Origin of the sequence: Rhodococcus sp. NPDC078407 (genome assembly GCF_044542515.1) — a bacterium.
Lineage (GTDB): Bacteria > Actinomycetota > Actinomycetes > Mycobacteriales > Mycobacteriaceae > Rhodococcoides.
Window position 1 is genome coordinate 452,532 of the sequence record NZ_JBITUQ010000001.1, and the last position, 19,996, is coordinate 472,527.

The 19,996-nt window shown below is 63.6% G+C and carries 21 protein-coding genes; 13 read left to right on the forward strand and 8 right to left on the reverse strand.

What is annotated here, in order from left to right; all coding sequences use genetic code 11:
- The first annotated feature begins 25 nt into the window (after positions 1–25).
- The 8 genes from ACIGGF_RS02120 (at position 26) to ACIGGF_RS02155 (ending at position 8,060) form a co-directional block, all read left to right on the forward strand.
- Positions 26–1,291 (forward strand): hypothetical protein, encoded by a 1,266-nt coding sequence (locus ACIGGF_RS02120; protein ID WP_397519767.1) that lies wholly within the window; start codon positions 26–28, stop codon positions 1,289–1,291.
- Positions 1,281–2,390: a glycosyltransferase gene (locus tag ACIGGF_RS02125; RefSeq protein WP_397519768.1), complete on the forward strand. Its 1,110-nt coding sequence runs from the start codon at positions 1,281–1,283 to the stop codon at positions 2,388–2,390. Before ACIGGF_RS02120 ends, ACIGGF_RS02125 begins: the two co-directional genes overlap by 11 nt.
- Complete coding sequence (locus ACIGGF_RS02130; RefSeq protein WP_397519769.1) at positions 2,377–3,642, forward strand: hypothetical protein; 1,266 nt, start codon at positions 2,377–2,379, stop codon at positions 3,640–3,642. Before ACIGGF_RS02125 ends, ACIGGF_RS02130 begins: the two co-directional genes overlap by 14 nt.
- A 39-nt stretch (positions 3,643–3,681) precedes the next feature.
- Entirely contained in the window at positions 3,682–4,767 is a 1,086-nt protein-coding gene (locus ACIGGF_RS02135) for a glycosyltransferase family 4 protein (RefSeq protein WP_397519770.1), read from the forward strand.
- A 106-nt stretch (positions 4,768–4,873) separates the two neighbouring features.
- Complete coding sequence (locus ACIGGF_RS02140; protein WP_397519771.1) at positions 4,874–5,458, forward strand: giguanylate cyclase; 585 nt, start codon at positions 4,874–4,876, stop codon at positions 5,456–5,458.
- 70 nt (positions 5,459–5,528) lie between these two features.
- The gene (locus ACIGGF_RS02145) at positions 5,529–6,458 is read left to right on the forward strand and encodes an aldo/keto reductase family oxidoreductase (protein WP_397519772.1); all 930 of its coding nucleotides are present in this window, start codon (positions 5,529–5,531) and stop codon (positions 6,456–6,458) included.
- A 194-nt stretch (positions 6,459–6,652) separates the two neighbouring features.
- Positions 6,653–7,015: an STAS domain-containing protein gene (locus tag ACIGGF_RS02150; RefSeq protein WP_397519773.1), complete on the forward strand. Its 363-nt coding sequence runs from the start codon at positions 6,653–6,655 to the stop codon at positions 7,013–7,015.
- A gap of 148 nt (positions 7,016–7,163) precedes the next feature.
- Positions 7,164–8,060, forward strand: coding sequence for a glucose 1-dehydrogenase (locus tag ACIGGF_RS02155; RefSeq protein WP_397519774.1), 897 nt, complete (start codon positions 7,164–7,166; stop codon positions 8,058–8,060).
- On the opposite strand, the gene ACIGGF_RS02160 is transcribed toward ACIGGF_RS02155, so the two are convergent.
- Entirely contained in the window at positions 8,053–9,672 is a 1,620-nt protein-coding gene (locus ACIGGF_RS02160; protein WP_397519775.1) for an MFS transporter, read from the reverse strand. The two genes, ACIGGF_RS02155 and ACIGGF_RS02160, sit on opposite strands and share 8 nt — an antisense overlap.
- Before the next feature lie 92 nt (positions 9,673–9,764).
- Positions 9,765–10,358: a TetR/AcrR family transcriptional regulator gene (locus tag ACIGGF_RS02165; RefSeq protein WP_397519776.1), complete on the reverse strand. Its 594-nt coding sequence runs from the start codon at positions 10,356–10,358 to the stop codon at positions 9,765–9,767.
- Between the two features lie 119 nt (positions 10,359–10,477).
- On the opposite strand from ACIGGF_RS02165, the gene ACIGGF_RS02170 reads away from it, so the two are divergent.
- Positions 10,478–12,166: a nitroreductase/quinone reductase family protein gene (locus ACIGGF_RS02170; RefSeq protein WP_397519777.1), complete on the forward strand. Its 1,689-nt coding sequence runs from the start codon at positions 10,478–10,480 to the stop codon at positions 12,164–12,166.
- 81 nt (positions 12,167–12,247) lie between these two features.
- Complete coding sequence (locus tag ACIGGF_RS02175; protein WP_397519778.1) at positions 12,248–12,736, forward strand: SRPBCC family protein; 489 nt, start codon at positions 12,248–12,250, stop codon at positions 12,734–12,736.
- Position 12,737: 1 nt separating this feature from the next.
- Here the strand turns inward: ACIGGF_RS02175 and ACIGGF_RS02180 are convergent, their stop codons facing one another.
- Positions 12,738–13,016, reverse strand: a complete 279-nt coding sequence (locus ACIGGF_RS02180; protein WP_397519779.1) for a Rho termination factor N-terminal domain-containing protein — start codon at positions 13,014–13,016, stop codon at positions 12,738–12,740.
- 208 nt (positions 13,017–13,224) lie between these two features.
- On the opposite strand from ACIGGF_RS02180, the gene ACIGGF_RS02185 reads away from it, so the two are divergent.
- Together ACIGGF_RS02185 and ACIGGF_RS02190 are read left to right on the forward strand one after the other, a co-directional pair.
- Positions 13,225–14,259 (forward strand): hypothetical protein, encoded by a 1,035-nt coding sequence (locus tag ACIGGF_RS02185; RefSeq protein WP_397519780.1) that lies wholly within the window; start codon positions 13,225–13,227, stop codon positions 14,257–14,259.
- A 60-nt stretch (positions 14,260–14,319) separates the two neighbouring features.
- The gene (locus tag ACIGGF_RS02190) at positions 14,320–15,027 is read left to right on the forward strand and encodes an enoyl-CoA hydratase-related protein (protein WP_397519781.1); all 708 of its coding nucleotides are present in this window, start codon (positions 14,320–14,322) and stop codon (positions 15,025–15,027) included.
- A 7-nt stretch (positions 15,028–15,034) separates the two neighbouring features.
- Here the strand turns inward: ACIGGF_RS02190 and ACIGGF_RS02195 are convergent, their stop codons facing one another.
- The 4 genes from ACIGGF_RS02195 to ACIGGF_RS02210 form a co-directional block, all read right to left on the reverse strand.
- Entirely contained in the window at positions 15,035–16,063 is a 1,029-nt protein-coding gene (locus ACIGGF_RS02195; RefSeq protein WP_397519782.1) for an LLM class flavin-dependent oxidoreductase, read from the reverse strand.
- A 77-nt stretch (positions 16,064–16,140) separates the two neighbouring features.
- Positions 16,141–16,311: a hypothetical protein gene (locus tag ACIGGF_RS02200; RefSeq protein ID WP_397519783.1), complete on the reverse strand. Its 171-nt coding sequence runs from the start codon at positions 16,309–16,311 to the stop codon at positions 16,141–16,143.
- A gap of 85 nt (positions 16,312–16,396) precedes the next feature.
- Entirely contained in the window at positions 16,397–17,572 is a 1,176-nt protein-coding gene (locus tag ACIGGF_RS02205) for a lipase family protein (protein WP_397519784.1), read from the reverse strand.
- Between the two features lie 87 nt (positions 17,573–17,659).
- The gene (locus ACIGGF_RS02210; protein ID WP_397519785.1) at positions 17,660–17,992 is read right to left on the reverse strand and encodes a putative quinol monooxygenase; all 333 of its coding nucleotides are present in this window, start codon (positions 17,990–17,992) and stop codon (positions 17,660–17,662) included.
- A gap of 334 nt (positions 17,993–18,326) precedes the next feature.
- Here ACIGGF_RS02210 and ACIGGF_RS02215 point away from each other — a divergent pair, with 334 nt between their 5' ends.
- Complete coding sequence (locus tag ACIGGF_RS02215) at positions 18,327–18,587, forward strand: hypothetical protein (RefSeq protein ID WP_397519786.1); 261 nt, start codon at positions 18,327–18,329, stop codon at positions 18,585–18,587.
- Between the two features lie 288 nt (positions 18,588–18,875).
- Here ACIGGF_RS02215 and thpD read toward each other — a convergent pair whose 3' ends face one another.
- Positions 18,876–19,739: an ectoine hydroxylase gene (gene thpD / locus ACIGGF_RS02220; protein ID WP_397519787.1), complete on the reverse strand. Its 864-nt coding sequence runs from the start codon at positions 19,737–19,739 to the stop codon at positions 18,876–18,878.
- Positions 19,740–19,996 lie beyond the last annotated feature (257 nt).

Sequence of the window (19,996 nt, forward strand, 5' to 3'; positions counted from 1 at the left end):
TCGACGACGGAAGGGTAAGCGGTTGATGTCCGTCCACGATGCCGTACACCGAGGCGATGTGCCCCCTCCTATCGATCTGGCGGGCCACATGCGCGAACTCGGCCGTGCCCTACTACCGGCCTTGATCGTTGCGGTGTTGGTGGGAGCAGGGGTGTTCTACCTCAGAAGTGAACTCACCGAAAAGCAGTACGCCGCGTCGATCGTCACCGAGATCGAACCGGTGCAAACACTCGTTCCCGGAGATGCGTTCATCGAACAGATGCGCGCACCGTTCATCGAATTGGCCACCGACCGCGGCGTGCTCGATCAGGTCCTCGCACAGGTCGACGCCGGGATGGACGCCGCGGAACTCGCCTCGAGCATCGAGCTCACTCCCGGCACCTCACCGGCGCTGCTGACGGTGACGGTGACGACCCGATCTCCCGAACTCGCCGCGGATCTCGCCGAAACGCTGGTGTCGACCATGGCCAGCACGTCCTCTGCCAATGCGATCCGCGACTCGCAGGAGCGAACGCAGGAGGGGCAGTCCACCATCGACGCGCGGCAGTCGCAGGTGGACGCTCTCCCCGCCGACGATCCGAGCCGGCCCGCGTCGCTGTCCGAGTTGGCCGAGCTACGCACCCGCCAGGGCGAACTCGAAGCAACCGCGAGCGGAGATCGACTGGTCGTGTTGTCGAACCCGGAGCAGAGCGCCACTCCGGTCTCACCGAAACCCATTCCGGAGGCACTCGTCGCAGCCCTGGCTGCGCTCATCGTCTCGGCCGAACTGATCGTGCTGCTTCGAGGGCGTCTGGGCAGCAGACCTTCCCGCTCCTGGGCCCGTCGGGTATCCCGCAAGTACGGTGCACATTTCGACCCCGCAACCGGCGACGCGGTTCCGCCCGCCGTCGCGTCACGGATCGCCGCACTCGAGCGCGGTGACCGCCCTGCTTCGAGGGGAGCGCGGCACGCTGTTCCCAAGGGCGACAGTGTCGTGCTCCTGCTGGTGGGCGAAGCTGCAGCCTTCGATTCTGCGCACGGCGAGGGACAGGCCACCGGGCACCGCCGAGCCACTGCAGAATTCGGCTTGTCGGAGCAGTGGTGGCAGTACACCGACGTCGGCGAGGTCGAAACGGTCGTGGTGCTGGTGTCCAAGCGCGGACGAGACAAGAAGGCCGCAACTGCAGCACTACGTCGGCTGGACGACTTCGATATTCCCGTTCACCTCGTTCTGCAGAACAAGAACTCGCCCCGACGAGCGGAACAGTCCGCGGAGACGATCGCGCCGGAAGGCCAACGCCATGCCAGCTGACAGAATTGCCGTCGTACACGAGAGATTCACCGAGATCGCGGGATCCGAGCACGTCATCGAGCAACTGGCGTTGCACTGGCCCGCCGCGGAAGTGTTCGCGCCCATCTCCCGGCCGTCCGGTGTGCCGTCGGGAATCAGCCGCGAGCCACACACTTCGGGCCTCAACCGTGTGTACAACGCATTGGGGCAACGGTCGTATGCACCCGTTCTGCCGATGATGCCGTTGGCCTTTCGTCGCATGCCACTGAACGGTTTCGACGCTGTCGTCGTGAGCCACCACGCATTTGCGACTCAAGCCGTGTTCGCGACCGACTCACCGGTGATCGCCTATGTACACAGCCCGGCACGATGGGCCTGGGACCCCGAACTGCGGGCCGGGGAAGGCGGCGGCCGGGCCGGAGCGGCGATCCTGACGGCGCTGTCCGCGGTGGCCCGGCGATGCGAGATCGCCGCCGCACCGAAACTGACAACCGTGGTGGCCAATTCGACGGCGGTCGCACAACGCATCGAAGACTGGTGGGGCCGAGACGACGCTGTGGTGGTGCATCCACCGGTGGACACGGAGGGCTTCACTCCGGATCCGTCGATCGAACGTGAGAACTTCTTCCTGCTGGCCGGTCGTCTGGTCCCCTACAAGCGCCCGGACATCGCGGTACGCGCCGCCGCGGAGGCCGATGTTCCGCTCGTGGTCGCGGGAGACGGCCGCGCGATGAATGCCTGCCGAGAACTGGCCGGACCCAAAACGACCTTTCTGGGCCGCGTCTCACACGAGAAGCTTCTGGAACTGCACCGAACGACACGCGCCCTGCTGATGCCGGGGGTCGAAGACTTCGGCATCGTCCCCGTCGAGTCGATGGCGACCGGAACACCGGTCATAGCTCTGGGAGACGGCGGTGCCATGGACTCGGTGGTTCCAGGCAAGACCGGGCTTCATGTGGCACCGGGCTCCGACGACGCCGTCATTGCAGGGTTTGCCGAGGCGATGCGTTCGTTCGATCCCGCCGATTACGATCGCGCCCACATTCGCAATTGGGCCGAAGGCTTCTCACGGGCCAATTTCCGCAGTCGAATGCAGGAGGTCGTCGATGCCGTCCGCTGAGCGGAGCTACCGCTCGACCGGGCTGGATCGGGTGTTCGCCGATACCCGAATCGTGACCGCAGTAGGTCCCGTTCGCGGCCTCGACATCGAGCGCACGCGGGCGACGCTCACCGCCGCCGAACACGTCGACGCGGCACCGCACATCGCACTGGAACCACGGTCGGATGTTCGGCAGTGGCGATACCGCCGCGGCATCGCCGGCGACAACGTCATCGCCGGCAGCGGTCCCACTGAGGACTTGGGTTGCTTGCTGACCGAGATGCGGTCGCGGGAAGGCGCACGGGGCCCACTCGAAGTGGCAGTATTCGACGACCATCTCGCGATCGACTACTCGCACGGCATCGGCGACGGCCAGATCGGCGTCATGATGTTGGCGGCGTTCTGTGACGACGCCGGCGGATCACTGGTCCCCGGGCTGGCACTAGGCTTGCCGCCGAGTGCAACATGGAAAGCGCTGTGGCGGCACTACTCTCGCAAGCCCAAGACGCTGTCGGACTTCTGCAAGCTGCGTGGTCGCCATCGGATCGAAACCGACGGTAAGTCCACTCCCCGTCGTCGTATCGAGAACTGGGAAACCGGAAAAGTCAGCCGCGCCGGCTACATGACGGCAGCGAAAGTCGACGCACTCAAACGCTGGACCGCCGAGAACATGCCTGGAGCGACCGCCGCCTCGGTCTCCGTCGCTCTGTGGGCCGCGGCACTGCGGGCCGAGTCGGTCGCAGTCGACGACCACATCATGGTGCTGTTCAACAGCAGACGCTATCTCGATCAGGCTCAACAGGGTGCACACGGCAACTTCGCCGTCGGCATTCCGCTGCATCTCCCTGCCACCACGACGCCTGTCGGGATCGCCGCGTCGATGCGAGAGGTCATCGAATCCGGTTGGCCCATCGCAGTACTGGGCATGTCACAGCTGCGAGACGTGGCGGCACGATTTCGGTCGTCCTCCCCGTCACGAGATGCCGAATCGATCGTCGAGGTTCCAGAGACTCTGCGGCTGGCCGTCAGCGACCTGGGACGGGTTCGGGTGTTCGACCACCTCGACTGGTCCGACGACGGCAGACCCCCTCAGATGGCTGCGTCACTCGAACCGGACGGCGCGGACGGCTGCACGTTGCTCATCGCCGAGATCGCCGGTGGCCGTACCTACACGGCCTCGTTCTGCAGCAAGATGGTGCGCGTCGAGGTGATGGACGCGGCCCTGCGGAGAATGTGCGAGGACCCGGTGGCACTGCTCCGCGATTCGTACTGATCCGACGGAACCACCTTTGCCGAACAGACGGGCTCGCTGATGACCTCTGGAACCACAGTGCTGTTCCTTGCCCACACCGGCCAGGTTTCGGGTGCCGAAAAGGTTCTGCTGGACCTGATAGACGAGGCCGATCGCCGCGGCCACCGGACAGTCATCGCCTGCCCGGCCGGTCCGCTGGCCGATCGCGTCCCCAGTACGACGCGACACATTCCCATCGGTGAGCTCGGCTTGGGAGGCGAACGAGGGGCGGCCAGAGGCGTCGCCGCACTTCGTATGTTCGCGAGGTGGTTCGCTGCATCGCGCGCGGTGCGCACCGTTGCCCGACGTCCGGATACGGCCACCGTCGTCAACTCGCTTTTCGCTCTACCCGTCGCCGCTCTGTGCCGCCCACCCCGCGGGGCGTCCTGGCTGGTCCACGACACCATGACGTCCCTCAAGCAGCGTCTGGTGGTCCGCTTCGCCCGCTCCGCGATACGAGTGGCGGTATCGGTGTCGGATGCCACCGCGGTACCACTGCGCGCAGCCGGGCTACCTGTCGTCGTGTCGCACAACGGAGTGCAATGGCCGGTTCCGCGTCTGGGCGGCGAGCTGCATTCCCCGCCGGTTGTCGGCATTCTGGCCCTCCTCACGCCGTGGAAGGGCCACCGGGTACTGCTCGATGCTGTGGCGAACCTCCCCGATATCCGTGTCGAGCTGGCAGGAGGCAGCTTTCCCGGCGATCGCGAGTACGTCGAAGAGCTCCGCGAGCGCGCTTCTCGACCCGACCTTGCTGGGCGGGTCGAGTTCCTCGGTCACACCGACGCGCTCTCGGCACTGCGCAGATGGGACGTCGTCGTATCCGCGAGTACGTCACCGGAGGCCGGTCCGCTATCGGTGCTCGAAGCGATGTCGTACGGCCTTCCGGTGATCGGAACCGACCATGGTGGCACCCACGAATTCCTCGACGGCGGTGCCGGAATTCTCGTCGAGCCCGGTGACGCCGCCGCCCTCACCGGTGCGATCTCGAAGGTGATCGACGACGCCGATGGACGCCGCGCCCTCGGCAGCGCCGCGAGGTATCGAGTCGCGAGCCACCACGACATCAACGAGACGCTTCCCGAGCTGATGGCCCGTTTGATCAGCTGACCGAGGTGTCGAAGAGCACCACAACGAGACGGGACTGGTCGAAAGTAGAACCTCGGCACGGGGCCTGTGTTTCAATCGGTTGCCAATGGGAACGATAGGGGCCGAAATGACTCGCGCTGCGACCAGATCGAACGAGCATTACCAGTGGGGAATCGGGGTGATGGCCTCTCTCGCCATCACGACTGTCGTCAGGCGCATCGTCTCGGCTGCTGCGCTGTCCATGGCCGTGGTGGTCACCCTCGAGCTGGCGTTCGGTTACGGCGCGACCACACCGATCCCGGCCATCGTGCAATGGACGTCGATGATCGCCGCGTACATCATGGGCGCGTTCTGGTGGTTCGGGCCGTGGCCGACGCTCCGGCAGGCGTTCGCTTTCGTCGTCATCGCCGACATCGCAATCTTCGCGGCCACCATCACTGCGAACTTCGAGCCCGAGGTCACACTCGGAAAATGCACGTTCCTCATTCCCATGGGCATGTTGGCCGGCTTCTTCTTCGACAAGTGGCGGTTGGCCGCCCACATCGCGCTGTGCCTGCTGGGCACGTGCATCGTCGCTGTGTACATCGTGCTGGAACGGGACGTGGACACCTTCGTCGCGGTGGTTCTGTGGGCACCCATCGTGGTGACGCTGACCGGCTTCGTGCTGATGCTCCAAGCCACGTCGCAATCCACGCGTCTGGAGTTCGAGTAGCGGTCGTTGCCCGATACCCGCCCGTAAGAATTCGGCGGACCGAACCCGACCGCCGAACAGGATATCCACCGTGCGCACATTCCCCCTCCCCCACACCGGGGCCGACGTCTCGAGCATCGTGCTCGGGTTCATGCGCATCGCCGATCTGGACGACAACCGCATCGACAGGTTGGTGAACACTGCTCTCGACGTGGGAGTCACCGTGTTCGACCATGCCGACATCTACGGCGGCAGGCCGCACGCGTGCGAGAAGCGATTCGGGGACGCGGTGACGCTGACCCCGTCCCAGCGCGAGCATGTCCACATTCAGAGCAAGGTCGGCATTCGCGACGGCTTCTTCGACTTCTCGGAGGATCACATCGTCACCACGGTCGAGGAGTCGCTCAGTGCGCTGGGCGTCGATCACCTGGACACACTCCTGCTACACCGACCCGACACTCTCGTCGAGCCGGAGGAGGTTGCGGCTGCGTTCGACGAGCTGCACGCGTCGGGCAAAGTCTTGGGCTTCGGAGTTTCCAATCACACACCCGGTCAAATCGAGCTGCTGAAAACCGCAGTAACGCAACCGATATTGTTCGATCAGGTGCAACTGAGCATCGTGCATTCCCCTTCGATCGCGGCCGGCCTGACGGCAAACATGGGTGCGGAGGATCAATCCATCGACCGCGACAACGGATTGTTGGATTACTCGAGGGCACGCGGCATCACTCTGCAGGCCTGGTCGCCCTTCCAGAGCGGCACTGCCTCCGGCGTCTTCGTCGGCGACCGCGTGAATTATCCCGAGCTCAACACCGCTCTCGACGAGATAGCCGCATCGCACGACTCGACTCCCTCGGCGATCGCGACCGCGTGGATCACTCGACATCCAGCGAACATTCAGGTGGTGCTGGGCACCACGAATCCCGATCGAGTGGTCGAGGCCGCCGCCGGCTCCGACGTGCGTTTGACCAGGCCGGACTGGTATCGACTCTTCCGCGCGGCCGGTCACACCCTGCCCTGAGCGTCCGCCGGGCAACGTCACGATTGCCGTTACCTTACTGTTACTCATTCGCTATGGCTCTGTGATGGAGAGGCCTCGATTCGGTGACGTTGCACTGTCAGGATTGGCCCACGGCACGCGACGGAACCTGTAGCCCTCGGGTTCCACCCAGAGCACGCCGGTCGTTAGGCCATCCGAACTGAGAGGTTCGCACCGTGACTGTCACCGACCACTTCGAGATTCCAACCACAACCATCGAGCGCAGCAGCGCGCGATACTCGATCACGTCCGAGTCGTACTCGGCGCACCTCACCGTCGTCCGAGCAACCGGCGATCTGGAATTGAACTGCTGCTCGGATCTGACTCACGCCTTGCTGGCAGCCTCGAACACGGAAACCGTTGTCCTGCTCGATTTGTCGGCCGTGTCGTTCATCTACTCGGGGGCCGCCAGTGTGATCATCGACGCCGCCGGCCGCAGCGCAGGACGCCTCGAGATCTTCGCGCCGACGCGGCCGGCACGCCGGATTCTCGAAGCCTTGGGTGCGGCGGACATCATAACTGATCCGCGCGAATTCTGACGGCCCAGGTTTGCGGGTATCCGCATCCGGCAAATCCTCGGTGGACAGCGACTCTCATCGGCAGTGAATGTGAGTCGTCTCTATCGATTCGAGGCGGCGCACATCGTGCCGCGTGGAGCACTTCACGCACCCGAGGCAAGGATCGACGATGTCCGACCAGTTCCAAAAGACCGACCCCACGACCGCTTTTCCGATGCCCGACAGGGCAGATCAAAATCGCCTGGACCATCCCGGACTCACGCGGGACATGGTGACGGCCCCCGATCACGGCGAGAACTCCTACCGCGGCTCGGATCGGTTGCACGGCCGGAAAGCCCTCGTCACCGGGGGCGATTCGGGGATAGGGCGGGCCGTCGCACTGGCTTTCGCGCGCGAAGGGGCGGATATCGTCATCGCCCACCTCGAATCGGAGGGGCCGGATGCCCAGGCGACGGTCGACCTGATCGAGGGTGCCGGCCGCGCGGGCAGGGCAATCGCGTGTGACCTCACCGACGAATCCCAGTGTGTTCAGCTCGTGGACACCGCACTCGACGTCCTCGGTGGGCTCGATATCGTCGTCAACAACGCTGCATTTCAGATGGCCCAAATGGGCGGCATCGCGGACATCACGACCGAGCAGTTCGATCGTGTTGTCAAGACCAACCTGTATGCGCTGTTCTGGATTTCCCAGCGCGCCGCAGCCGTGATGGAGAGCGGCGCAACCATCATCAACACCACCTCGATTCAAGCATCGAATCCATCGCCCGAACTACTCGACTACGCCGTGACCAAGGCGGGAATCGTTGCGTTCACCAAGGGCCTCGCCGGAGACCTTGCAGAGCGCGGCATTCGAGTCAATGCTGTTGCACCTGGACCGATTTGGACGCCGCTGATCCCGGCCACGATGCCGGCGGACAAGTACGAGCAGTTCGGCGAGACCGTTCCCCTCGGACGGCCCGGTCAACCTGCGGAGCTTGCTCCGGCCTACGTGTTCCTGGCATCCAACGAGTCGAGTTACATCACCGGCGAGACCATCGCCGTCACCGGTGGCACTCCCTTCAACTGATTCCGTCGGCGTCTGTGCGTTCACGCCACGCCAAGAGCACGCCGTCTCCCTCGGGTCGTCGCCACGGAAGGAAAAGCGCCACGGCGAGCGCGCACGCCATCGCAGCCCCGACGGTCACGAACGACGCGAGTTGGAAGCCTTCCAAACTGGCCGCTTTCATGGCGTAGATCAGGTCCGCTTTCTGCGTCGCAAAGATGGGATTGGTCGGTGCCTTCACGATTTCGATGACGCTGACGACCGTCTCCCGGGCGAAAGCCTTCTGGTACGGCTCCATGATGGCGTCCGGTATGGCGTCGATTCTGGGCCCTACCTGGGTGGTGTAGATCGATGCGACGATGGACCCGAGCACGGCTACTCCCAGAGTTCCGCCGACTTCGCGGGTGGTGTCGTTCACGGCGGATCCAGCTCCGGCTTCGTCCAGCGTCACCGAGGACATGATGGATTCGGTGGCTGGGCCCTGCACAATGGCCAAACCGAGTCCCATCAGGACCATCGATACCAGAACCGTTCCCAAATAAGGGCTTTCGACTCTCACCTGCCCTGCCAAGAACATCCCGACGCTCATCACCACCAAGCCGAAGACGATCACGGCCGTGGTTCCGATCCGTTGGGCGATGACCGTTGCCAGCGGCGCTCCGATCGCGATGGACACTGCAAAAGGCAACGAGTGGATGCCGAACTGCAACGGCGTCAGCTCCATGACACCCTGAAAGTACTGGGTGATCATGAACAGGAATCCGAACATACTGAAATATGCGATCGCAATTGCCAAGGCAGGCAACGAGAACCGTCTGATCTTGAACAGATCGAGATCCAGCACCGGGGACGGTGTCCGAAGCTCCCACCAGACGAACCCGGCAAGGGCGGCCGCACCGGCAAGGTAGGCGACGATACTGGTCGTAGAAAGCCATCCGTTGTGCGGCGCTTCGATGATCGCCCACACCAGCACGGTGATACCGGCCAACGACAGCGCAATACCCAACGGGTCGTACCTGCCCACATGCTCGGCGCGCGATTCCGGCACGCACCACAGGGCGGCGACCAGTACCAGCAGCGCCACCGGAACGTTGATCCAGAACACCGAGTGCCACGAGAATTGCTCGAGCAGAAAGCCGCCTGCACTGGGGCCGATGGCGATCGCGAAACCTGCCATGGCAGTCCAGGCGGCAATGGCCAGCGCCCGCTCCTTGCCGTCGGTGAAGATATTGATGATCAGCGCCAACGTGGCCGGGAACACCGCGGCAGCACACACACCCATTGCCGCACGAGCTACGACCACCTGCCCCAGATCCGCGGCCAGGGCACCTCCGACCGACATCACCGCAATTCCGGCCAGCCCGACGATCATGACTTTCTTGCGGCCGTAGCGATCACCGAGGTGGCCGAATGCCAGGAGCAGTCCTGCGAACGTCAATGTGTAGGCGTCGACCACCCACTGAAGACCGCTCATATCGGCACGAAGCTGCAACCCCATGGAGGGCAGCGCAACGTTGACGACGGTGTTGTCGAGTACGACGAGCAACTCGGCAGCGCAGATCACGATCAGTGCCAGATATCGCCGACTGCGCGGCACTGCATCTGCTCGGTGACGGGAGCGTGTAGGCAACGACATGAGAGTCCCTTCGACTATGACGGTCGGCATAGTTCACGAAGGGAAAGTATCTGTAACTGAGCGTTATAGCAACATGTACGACGACGCCGGCGTCACTGCCGTGGCGGTGTCGACGTATCCAACACGGCCTCCAGCAGGTTCAACAGTTCGCTTTCGGTCCGATCGAGGGCTGTCGTGGACCGCTGCGCTTTGGCCACGATGAGCGCGCCTTCGATGGCGGCAATCGCAAATGTTGCTATGGAGTACGACCTCTCCCGGGTCAGTCCGCGCTGCCACAGTGACGCCGCGATCACGTCCTCCCACGAGGAGAAGGATTCGCCGGCCGCGGCCACAGCACGCGGCGCGTGCAACCCCTCGAGCGCAGCAGGCGCAACAGGACACCCGGCGACGAAATCCGTGCCAACCAGCTCGGTGCGGAAACCCTCCACGATGGCCTGGACCGTCGCCGACGGACCCGCCGACGCAAGGCCCGCCGAGATCATTGCGCTCATCGAGGCTCCCGCCGTCCGCGTCGCCTCCTCCACCAACTGAGGCTTCCCGCGAGGAAAGTGGTGATAGATCGAGCCGCGCGGCGCTCCCGCGTGATCGATGACGTCGGCCAACGAGGTGGCTTCCACCCCTCGCCGACGGAACAGGTGAGCGGCGCTGCGCAGCATGTCCTCGCGCGCGCTGCTTCGATTCGCCATGGAAGCCCCTCCTGACAACGACGTCATGATCGACGTAACTGGGAGTTACATCTACAGTCAGTATGTCTATGATGTTGAGCATAGTCCTTCGTCACACCCTCTGAAATCGGAGCAACGCCATGTCCCCTGACACCGACGTCGTCGATCTGAGCAGCCCTCTTCCGCTCGCCTGCGGCCAGATCCTGCCGAATCGCGTGATGAAGTCAGCTCTCAGCGAAGGACTCGCGACCTCTGACCATGCACCCGACTCCCGCCTCGAGACGCTGTATCGCCAGTGGGGTGCCGGCGGCTACGGCCTGGTGGTGACCGGCAACGTCATGGTCGACCGATCCCATCTCGGCGAACCGGGCAACGTCGTCATCGAAGACGATCGCCACCGGGACGCTCTTGCCCGATGGGCCAAAGCGACGACCGACGGCGGCGCACCGATCTGGATGCAGCTCAATCACCCCGGACGGCAAGCAAATCCGATCGTCACCCGCACCAAGCCCGTCGCGCCGTCCGCCATAGCTCCGAACATCCCCGGGATTCCAGCGCCGCGCGCACTGAGCGAGCGCGAGATCCTCGACGTCATCGACCGATTCGCCACCGCGGCGGCCGTGGCCGAGACGGCAGGCTTCGACGGCGTGCAGATCCACGGCGCACACGGCTATTTGGTGTCTCAGTTCCTGTCACCACTGTCCAACCACCGCGACGATGCCTGGGGCGGCGACCTCGACGGGCGAATGAAATTCGTACTCGAAGTGGTCCGTGCCATCAGGACAGCGGTGTCCCCCGGCTTCGCGGTGGGCATCAAACTGAATTCTGCAGACTTCCAGCGCGGCGGATTCAGTGAAGAGGAATCGCGGATCACCGTCGAGCATCTGGTCCGCGAATCTATCGATCTGATCGAAATCAGCGGTGGCAGTTATGAATCCCCCGCGATGATGGGCACATCGAGTACTCGCGAGCGAGAGGCATACTTCCTGGAATACGCCCGGACGGTACGCGAAGCCGCGGGCACAGTTCCCCTTGCCGTCACGGGAGGATTTCGCACTCGATCGGTGATGAGTTCAGCCGTCCGCTCGGGCGAATGCGACATGGTCGGTCTCGGCCGTCCGACCGCCCTCGCCCCTGCCGTCGCGAACGCTCTCGTCGACGGCACGCTCGATCGGGTCGAATCGCCGCGGGTGACTCTGCGAGTGCCGTCGAACTCCGGCGCGTTCAAACAAATCAACGGCGCTCTCGATCTGCAATGGCACACAGATCAGCTGCAACTCATCGGTGCCGGCCGACAACCCGATTCGAGCCGCCCCGCGTGGAGAACTGCCGCAACCATGCTGCAGCGCAACGGCTGGGACGCGTTTCGTAATCGTAGAACCGCTGTAGCGACGGACGCATCCTCTGCGGGCAGAAAATTTCGCCGTGAACGCTGGATCGGAAAGTATCTCGCGAATCCGGTCGTCAACACGCTCACGTCGGTCGGTGTCAGAACGTCGTTGGTCACCGACATCGTGACCGTCGGCCGCAAGTCGGGCCTGCGCCGCCAGGTACCGGTGTCCGCATCGTTCGACAGCACCGGTGCGTGGCTGATCTCCCAGCATGGAACCAGGTCCGGTTGGGGAGCCAACATCGCCGACGAGCCCGCCGTCCGCATCCGCGTGGGTAGTGAATGGCGCAGCGGCACTGCCACTTTCGTGCCTGAAGACGATGTAGTCGCTCGCGCGGGGTCGTTCTCGGACAATCCTGTCCTGGGCCGGCTCATCGGTGCCGGCTTCCGAGCGCTTCAGACCGATCCCATCTCCGTGCGCGTCGAGTTCGACGACTGACTGTTTTCGGTGCTCGACGGCAATGGTGCTCGACGGCAATGGTGCTCGACGGCAATGGTGCCGGCGTCGCATAATCGACCGATGGAACCCTCACCCTCCGGCACCCTGCGCAGTACCGACGCCGGGTTCGCGCTCGAGCTGACCAGGACGATCGATGCTTCACGAGAGGACGTGTGGGCCTCCCTCACCGAGTCGCCGAGAACGGCGCTGTGGTTCGGGCCGTGGGAGCGCGTGTCGGAGAGCGTCGTTCGTGTCACGATGCGGTTCGAGGAGGGCGAGCCCGCATCGGATATGACCATCGAAGCATGCGAGCCTCCGAGCCGACTGGCGCTGCGCACCATCGACGAGATGGAGTGGCCGCTCGAGGTTCGGCTGGAAGAGAAGGGCGGGTCGACTCTCCTCGTTCTCGTGCACAGTTGTGCGAGCACAGATGGTCTGGGAGACATCGGTCCTGGATGGGAGTACTACCTGGACATGCTCATCGCATCCAGGGAGGGCGCACCGCTGCCGAACTTCGACGACTACTACCCGTCACAGCAGGAGTACTACTCATCGCTTCGACCGCGGTGAATCAGTGGTTTCGGAGGGCGTCGATGAGCTCCTTCTTGTTCAACTTGGAATAGCCCTCGAGACCCAATTCCTTGGCTCGATCGGTGAGTTCATCGACCGTCCAGTCCTCGTACGATCCCGACTCACCACCCTTTTTCCCAACCTCGTCCCGGCCCTTGTTCGCAGCCGCATTGGAGATGCGCGCAGACTTCTCCTTGGAGTTCCCCTCCTCGCGGAGCTTTTCGTACAAACCCTGGTCCTTCAGCTGCGGCTGGTCTTCGTTGGACTTGTTCGTGGGCATCGCCTTTTCCTCTCGCTGGACCGACTGGGGCATTGACAGCGCTACCCGGTACGCCCCGCGACAAACCTCGCTTCGCGAGGGATGCGAGTGGTGTGCATCGGGTTCCACCGGGTAAGCGATCGACATGCAACACGATCGATCGCACGCAGCGGGCTCGGAGACAGACGACGAACACGAGAGCGCTGACACCGCCGTTACACCGCTGTCGGTGGGCGTGGTCAGTGACTCCGGCTTCGCGTCGACCGTCGCGTCCACCATCGTCGACAAGTTGCCCGATCACGCGATGATCGACGGGCAGGGGCGGGAACTGCGGGTTTCGGCGGCATCGGTTCCGCTGCCGCCCACCGCTACCGGTTCCGCCCCACTCGGCCAGTGGCTGGCGTCGGTGCAAGCTACCGACAGCTACGACATCGTGCTGTGTGTGTCGGAGGTTCCTCGTCGACTCGGGTCGCGACCGGTGATCGCCGAGCTTCGCGACGGCACGACCGGCGCGGTGTACGTGCCCTCTTTCGGAACGTTCGCGGTGCGGCGCCGCGCCACCACCGCAGCACTGGCCGTGTTGCACGAGTTGATCGAAGCCGACGACTCGTCTCGGCCACCGAGGAGATATTTCAAGTCCCGCTGGACGGCGAGCGACTCCGGCGAAGGGGACGAGGTTCTGCTGACGTCGAGCATCTTGGGCCGAATCAGGTTGATTTCGGGAATGATTCGATGCAATCGTCCGTGGCGCTTGGTTCCCACGTTGTCGGGCGCGCTTGCGGCCGCGAGCGCGGCGTCCGCCTTCGGTGTGTTCTACGCGAGTATCTGGCAGATGGCAGCGTCGATGAGCATCGGCCGACTGGCGATGATCGGGGTCACCGCGGTGATCGCCATGACCGTGTGGGTCATTTTTCCCAACGGACTCTGGGAACGACGATCGTTTCGCAGCTCCACCGTCGATCGCTGGATGTACAACGCAGCCACGTTGGGAACAGTCCTGACCGGCACGCTGTGCATGTATGCCCTGTTGTTCGCGGTCGTACTGTTCTCGGCGGCAGTGGTGATCTCTCCGGCCTTCCTGACAGAGCAGATAGGCCGCACTGCAACGCCGGCCGACTACCTTTCCCTGGCATGGCTGGCCGCGTCGTTGGGTACCGTGGCGGGCGCGGTGGGGTCTTCCGTCGCGGACCGCGAGGACATTCTCGGTGCCACGTACGGTCACCGCGAGTTGATTCGCAGACAGTCGGCGACGTCCTCGTCCTGATCGAGAACGAACCGGTCCGCGTTGTGAGTGAGAACAACCAAATGTGGGTAGGTTTGGAAAATGCCATACCTCGAACGATCTGCCGATGTCTTCGTTCTGAATCTCGGAAGCCGAGGGGGCGACGACACCGAGAACCGCATCAGTCCTGACTGGGTCGCCGAGATCAACGATCTGCTCGACGAGGTCCAGGCCAGTTCCGGCCCCGCTGCGCTCGTCACGACAGCGAGCGGCAAGTACTTCTCCACCGGAGTGGACCTGTCGTGGGGGGCCGAGAACCTCGACCAGATCAACCGGTTCATCGGCACCGTGCAGGAGATGCTGGTGCGCTTCCTGACGCTGCCGATGCAGAGTGTCGCAGCCATGCAGGGACACACGTTCGGTGGTGCCGCATTCTTCGTGATGGCTCACGACTACCGAATCATGCGATCCGATCGCGGTTTCCTGTGCTTCCCCGGTGTGAACATCGGTGCCACCTACAGCCCGGGAACCGTCGATATGGTGCGAGCGCGATTGGCACCGAACGCTTTTCACGAGGCACTGACCACAGGGCACCGCTACGGCGGAGGCGACGCGTTGGCGCTCGGGCTGGTCGATGCCGTAGCGGACGCAGGTTCACTGCTCGACGACGCCATCGCCCGCGCCGGTGGATTGGCCGGAACGCGAGGCGAGGTTCTCGGCGAGATCAAGCGAACCATGTACGCCAACGAGATTCGTTCGCTGACGACCCCGGTGGCGGGCGTCGACGAGATGGAATGGGCGTCGAACTAGGTCGTTCCTACTTTCCGGCCACCAGGGGCGCGACCTCGGTACCGAGCAACTCGATGCCGCGAAGCAGATCGCTGTGCGCCAGCCGGGGATTGGTCATCTGCAACGACAATCGATCCACGCCACCGAGTTGTTCACCGACTCGCAGAATCTTGTCGGCCACGGTCTTCGGATCCCCCATGAAGAACGCACCGTTGGGACCGGACGTGGCGTCGAACTGTTGCCGGCTGGGGCGTGCGAAACCACGCTCCTGGGAGATCTTGGTGAACATCTCGTTCCAGCCGGGATAGATCGTGTCGGCCGCGGCCTGAGTTGTCTCGGCGACGAAGCCGAACACGTGCAACCCCACCTTCAACTGCTCCGGAGGGTGACCCGCTTGCGCTCCGGCCCGCCGATAGAGGTCGACGAGCGGGGCGAACTGGCGTGGTTCTCCCCCGATGATGGCGATCATCAACGGGAGCCCCAAAAGCCCTGCACGGGCAAACGACTCGGGCGTCCCGCCTACGCCGACCCAAATCGGCAGCGGATCCTGCAGCGGACGCGGGTAGATCCCCTGACGGTTCAGCGCAGGTCGGTGACGTCCGGACCAGGTCACCTCCACGTTGTCCCGGATCTGCAGTAGGAGGTCCAGCTTCTCCGCGAAGAGCGTGTCGTAATCGGCCAGATCGAGACCGAACAGCGGGAACGACTCGGTGAAGGAACCGCGACCCACGACCAGGTCGATTCGGCCCTTCGAGATGAGGTCGAGGGTGGCGAACTCTTGAAACACCCGTACCGGATCGTCCGCGCTGAGGACCTTCACCGCACTGCCGAGCCGGATGTTCTCGGTTCGTGCGGCGGCGGCGGCCAGAATGATCGACGGGGCCGAGTCGTAGTACTCGCTGCGATGATGTTCGCCGATGCCGAACGAGTAGAGCCCCACCTGATCGGCCAGAGCGATCTCCTCGAGCAGGTGACTCATCCGCTCCTCCGGAGCGATCACCCGGCCGTCCGTCGGGTCGGTCACGGAAGAAACGAAACTGTCTACGCCCAGATGCACGATGCGGCCTCTCGATCGGTGATGAACGTATCCGTCAGCGTCGACGAACTGTCGATTATTCCGCCGAAAGACGACGGTCAATCACCCCAGCGTCTCAACTCCTCGGCTGCAAAGTACATCTGCTGGCTACCGCCGAAGCGAACCAGCAACTGCCGCTTCTCTTCGTAGAACCAGACCACTGTTCCGTACACACCGCTCATCGGCCCGCTCACGGGCGTGACACCGTCGCCGATTCTGAATCCGTCCATTCCTGCACCGTACCGATCGAGGCGTGGTGTTCAGGTTCGGTTGTTCCTGAGATGAGCAATTCCTATCCGCTACGCGCGGGAAAGATCATCGGAGATGGCTTTCGATCCACCGGATCGCTTCGGGGTAGGCCGCAGCGTTGGCGGCGGGGTGGTCGACCACCGGAACGAGTTCGGTTCCGAAGTCGAACTCACGGACGGTGATGTCAGCGAGACCAGCGGCGGTCCAACGATGCGCCAACAGCCGGCTCTGCTCGATGTCGACGGAGCTGTCGTGCACGCCCTGGACGATCATCACGGGCAGATCGGGCACCGTGAATCCGATGGTGTTCGCAGCCGTCAACGGTCCCAGAACGGGACCGGTCATGAGTGCCGCCAGCGACTCGCCGTCGACAGTCAAGTCCTCGGACCGCAGTGATCCGTACGCGAGCGCGTCGGTCGTGCAGAAATCCCGTGCCGCGTCGAGAGCCGCGCGCCCGCGTTCGTTGAACAGGGCACGTATCCCCTCGGCCTGCTCAGGGTGTGCGCCGATGAGGCCGTCGATCGTGTACATCATCGTCGCCGCCCATTCTGTTCCGTCTTGACCCTCGACGCGCAACACAGGATCGGTCGGTGCGGCACCGACGAAGGCACCGACCACCGACAGCTCCGGCCCGTAGGTGGACGCGAGCTCAGCGGCGGCAGCAGATGCGACGCCGCCCGCCGAGTACCCGTAGAGCACGACGGGCGCGTCTGTTCCGCTCGCCGCGGCCCGAGCCGCATCCAGCAGAGCGCGTGCGCTGGAGATGCGGCCCAGGAACTCGTATTCGCCGGGGGTTCCGAGTCCTTGGTAGTCCGTCGTGACCACCTGATACCCCTGCGCCAAGAGAGGGAGAAGCGCAGGCATCGTGGTGGTCAGTCCCAGCTCGGACGAACCTGAGCAGCGGTCTGCTATCCCGTAACTGCCCGGCGCGTAGGCCATCACCGGCCGTGGTCCGGGACCCCTCCACGCAAGAGCGGGCGTGATGAGAAGGCCCGAGACGGCCACCGCACGATCACGGGGGTCGGCCGACCGGTACAGGATGCGCTCGGTGCGTGATCCCAGAACATCGAGCTGCGGCACGGGCTCTCGACGCACGATGACCCCGGGGGCGTAAGCCTCCAGGTCGGCGACGGGAGCAGTATAGAAGTCGGCGCTACCAGGTGCTGCCGAGGCAGGTACGACCGACAGCGCGCAGGACGCGGCAAGGACGAACACGGCGAAGGTGACGGAAGGTAATCTCATCTCGCGAGCAAGTATGCAGCTCGGAGTGACCATTCGCATTCCGTATTCCCCGCGGCCGAGCCAGTGGCCGCGAAGCGTGGATCGCCCCTACTTTCCCGGCTTGATCCACGTCGGAGACAACCTGCGCACTTCGGGTGCGGCGGCAAGTAAAGGCGCCACCTCGCGTTCGTACGCGAGGTAAGTGGGATGCCGGAGAAACGCGAGCGCATCCTCGGCGGTTCTGTAGTGCTGAAACGCTGTGATGCCATCGGGATCGTCGGAATCGAGCCCGTAGTAGTAGGCGAGATGCCCGGGATTGTCGAGCACGGCCGGGGCCATGTGCTTTTCCCACAAAGCTCGGACGGCTTCGCGTTGATTCGGCAGAGTCTTGTGGGAAACGACGACGGTGACACCGGCTACCGCCTCGGGTTCAGCTTGCATGACGTAAGTCCTTTCGACAGAAGTGTCCGATGTCCGGCGATCATCCACCATGGTTCGGACATTCGGCTGCGGTGCCGAGGTCCGGTACCGGAAACGCTCGGCCTGTAGTGTCGCCGGTCATGATCAGGAGAACTGTGACGAGGTTCGTGGCGGTTACCGGCGCGGCGATCGCGTCGACCGTCTTCATACCGGCGACGGCCCATGCGCACCACGTGGAATTCACTCCCCTCCGGTGGCTTACTCACTGGGAGAGAACTTCTCGGTCCCGTGCAGTGGGCAGTTGACTGGAGCTGTCCATACACGGCACGACAGACCGGGCCAGGTGACGGTGACCGTGTCGTGGCTACCCTTCTTCACCAGTCAGTGTCACAACGCGATCTTCGTGAACTATTGGTCGGCCGCGGGAGACAACGGGCAGGGAAGTGGCAATCGATTGATCCTGTTGCCCTTCGCTTCTCGGGCGTTCGAGCCGTTGACGGGAGAGATCACCTTCCCGATGCCTCCAGGTGGTGGTTCGATGACAGTCGCACCCAACGCGGTGAGCACGACATACCTCGATCCGTTGGCAAACACCGTGCGGTTCGCCGTTGCGTGACACGCGCACTGGAGTCGAGGCTCACGGCCAGGCGACCACGACCTCGATGCACCAATGGGACCCCGACAACTCGAAAACGCCGCCCGCTCGACGCAATTCGACAACTGTGTACGCGACCGAGCGTGGACCGTTTGGACGTCCGCTACTACACCGAAGACATGGTCTGACGCTTCCGTCCGCCAGCGAATCCGCGCGGTAGATCGCTCGACCGGTCTACGGCCGTCAGACGTGCGTCCCGCCGGACGCCATGTTCTGGGGCGTCAGCCACCAAGCCGAATCCTGTAGCCTCTAGCGAGCAGCCAGGAACCCCGGCCGCGGTTCTGTACCGGAAAACGGTTCGACCACAGTGTTCTCGACACTGTTGAACACCACGAAAATGTTTGCCCTCGGCATGGGCGAGATGTTGCCCGAGGACGCGTGCAGCGCATTGCAATCGAACATCGTCATCGAACCCGCTTCACCGGTGAGTACATCGATACCGCATTCGTCGACGATCGTGCTGATGTGATGCTCGGCGGGCACCCCGACATCGGGTCGCGTGGCGACCAAAGATTGCCGGTAATGATCATCCGGTGTCTCACCAGCGCATTGCACGAAATATTGCTGAGAGCCGGGACTGATCATGAGGGGGCCGTTGTACACCTCGTTGCGCGTCAACGAAATCGACGCGCTGACCGCACGAGGGGCGGGCATACCATCTTCCGCGTGCCACGTCTCGAAATCCGAATGCCAGTAGAACGCACCGCCCGCGAAGCCAGGCTTGTAATTCAGTCTGCTCTGGTGGACGTAGACGTCGCTGCCCAGAATTTCCTGCGCATGCCTCCTCGCCCCGGAAAGTTCCACGGCTGCACTGACGATTGGGCTCAGTTCTCGTATGTCGAAAATGCTGCGAACTGCGGATGTGCCTTCTTCCCGCACAATGCGAGGATCGTCTCGCAAGGCGGGGTCGTTCTCTATTCGGTCGATCTCTTCGAGACATGCGGCCACGTCACCCGAGCTCAGCGCTCTGTCGAATTGGGCGTATCCGGCTGACGCGTACCCGATCAGTTCCGGATTACTCGTCTCCGACCACAACACGGGGTCTTGACGGTCGAGGATCTTCGGATTGTCGGGCACTCGGCTGACGTAACGGTCAACTACTGCGAGAGTCATTTACTACCACTCCATTTCGGTTATCAGCGTACGGTCCACACTTAACACATATGGAATCGAAGGTCACGCTCGTGGCAGTTCTCGCTGCGCATGGCTGGTTGTCCCTGCGTGAAGAACGAGTCGGTTTCGAGCCTGGGACTGTTCGTTTCGAGGCGGTCGAGCGTCCGCACCGATCCCGAACGCGCCGTCGGACGGGAGTCTGTTGCGGCAGAAACGGGCCGCCGTATTTTTGCAGGGAGGTCGCTCTGCCTTCGAGA

Bases quoted from the DNA above. Each gene is read 5' to 3' on its own strand.
- ACIGGF_RS02160 (WP_397519775.1), bottom strand. From the start codon at position 9,672: ATGTCGTTGCCTACACGCTCCCGTCACCGAGCAGATGCAGTGCCGCGC.
- ACIGGF_RS02200 (WP_397519783.1), bottom strand. From the start codon at position 16,311: ATGGACGGATTCAGAATCGGCGACGGTGTCACGCCCGTGAGCGGGCCG.
- ACIGGF_RS02175 (WP_397519778.1), top strand. From the start codon at position 12,248: ATGGAACCCTCACCCTCCGGCACCCTGCGCAGTACCGACGCCGGGTTC.
- ACIGGF_RS02135 (WP_397519770.1), top strand. From the start codon at position 3,682: ATGACCTCTGGAACCACAGTGCTGTTCCTTGCCCACACCGGCCAGGTT.
- ACIGGF_RS02130 (WP_397519769.1), top strand. From the start codon at position 2,377: ATGCCGTCCGCTGAGCGGAGCTACCGCTCGACCGGGCTGGATCGGGTG.
- ACIGGF_RS02155 (WP_397519774.1), top strand. From the start codon at position 7,164: ATGTCCGACCAGTTCCAAAAGACCGACCCCACGACCGCTTTTCCGATG.
- ACIGGF_RS02210 (WP_397519785.1), bottom strand. From the start codon at position 17,992: ATGCAAGCTGAACCCGAGGCGGTAGCCGGTGTCACCGTCGTCGTTTCC.
- ACIGGF_RS02170 (WP_397519777.1), top strand. From the start codon at position 10,478: ATGTCCCCTGACACCGACGTCGTCGATCTGAGCAGCCCTCTTCCGCTC.
- ACIGGF_RS02120 (WP_397519767.1), top strand. From the start codon at position 26: ATGTCCGTCCACGATGCCGTACACCGAGGCGATGTGCCCCCTCCTATC.
- ACIGGF_RS02180 (WP_397519779.1), bottom strand. From the start codon at position 13,016: ATGCCCACGAACAAGTCCAACGAAGACCAGCCGCAGCTGAAGGACCAG.
- ACIGGF_RS02205 (WP_397519784.1), bottom strand. From the start codon at position 17,572: ATGAGATTACCTTCCGTCACCTTCGCCGTGTTCGTCCTTGCCGCGTCC.
- ACIGGF_RS02190 (WP_397519781.1), top strand. From the start codon at position 14,320: ATGCCATACCTCGAACGATCTGCCGATGTCTTCGTTCTGAATCTCGGA.
- ACIGGF_RS02140 (WP_397519771.1), top strand. From the start codon at position 4,874: ATGACTCGCGCTGCGACCAGATCGAACGAGCATTACCAGTGGGGAATC.
- thpD (WP_397519787.1), bottom strand. From the start codon at position 19,739: ATGACTCTCGCAGTAGTTGACCGTTACGTCAGCCGAGTGCCCGACAAT.
- ACIGGF_RS02125 (WP_397519768.1), top strand. From the start codon at position 1,281: ATGCCAGCTGACAGAATTGCCGTCGTACACGAGAGATTCACCGAGATC.
- ACIGGF_RS02165 (WP_397519776.1), bottom strand. From the start codon at position 10,358: ATGGCGAATCGAAGCAGCGCGCGCGAGGACATGCTGCGCAGCGCCGCT.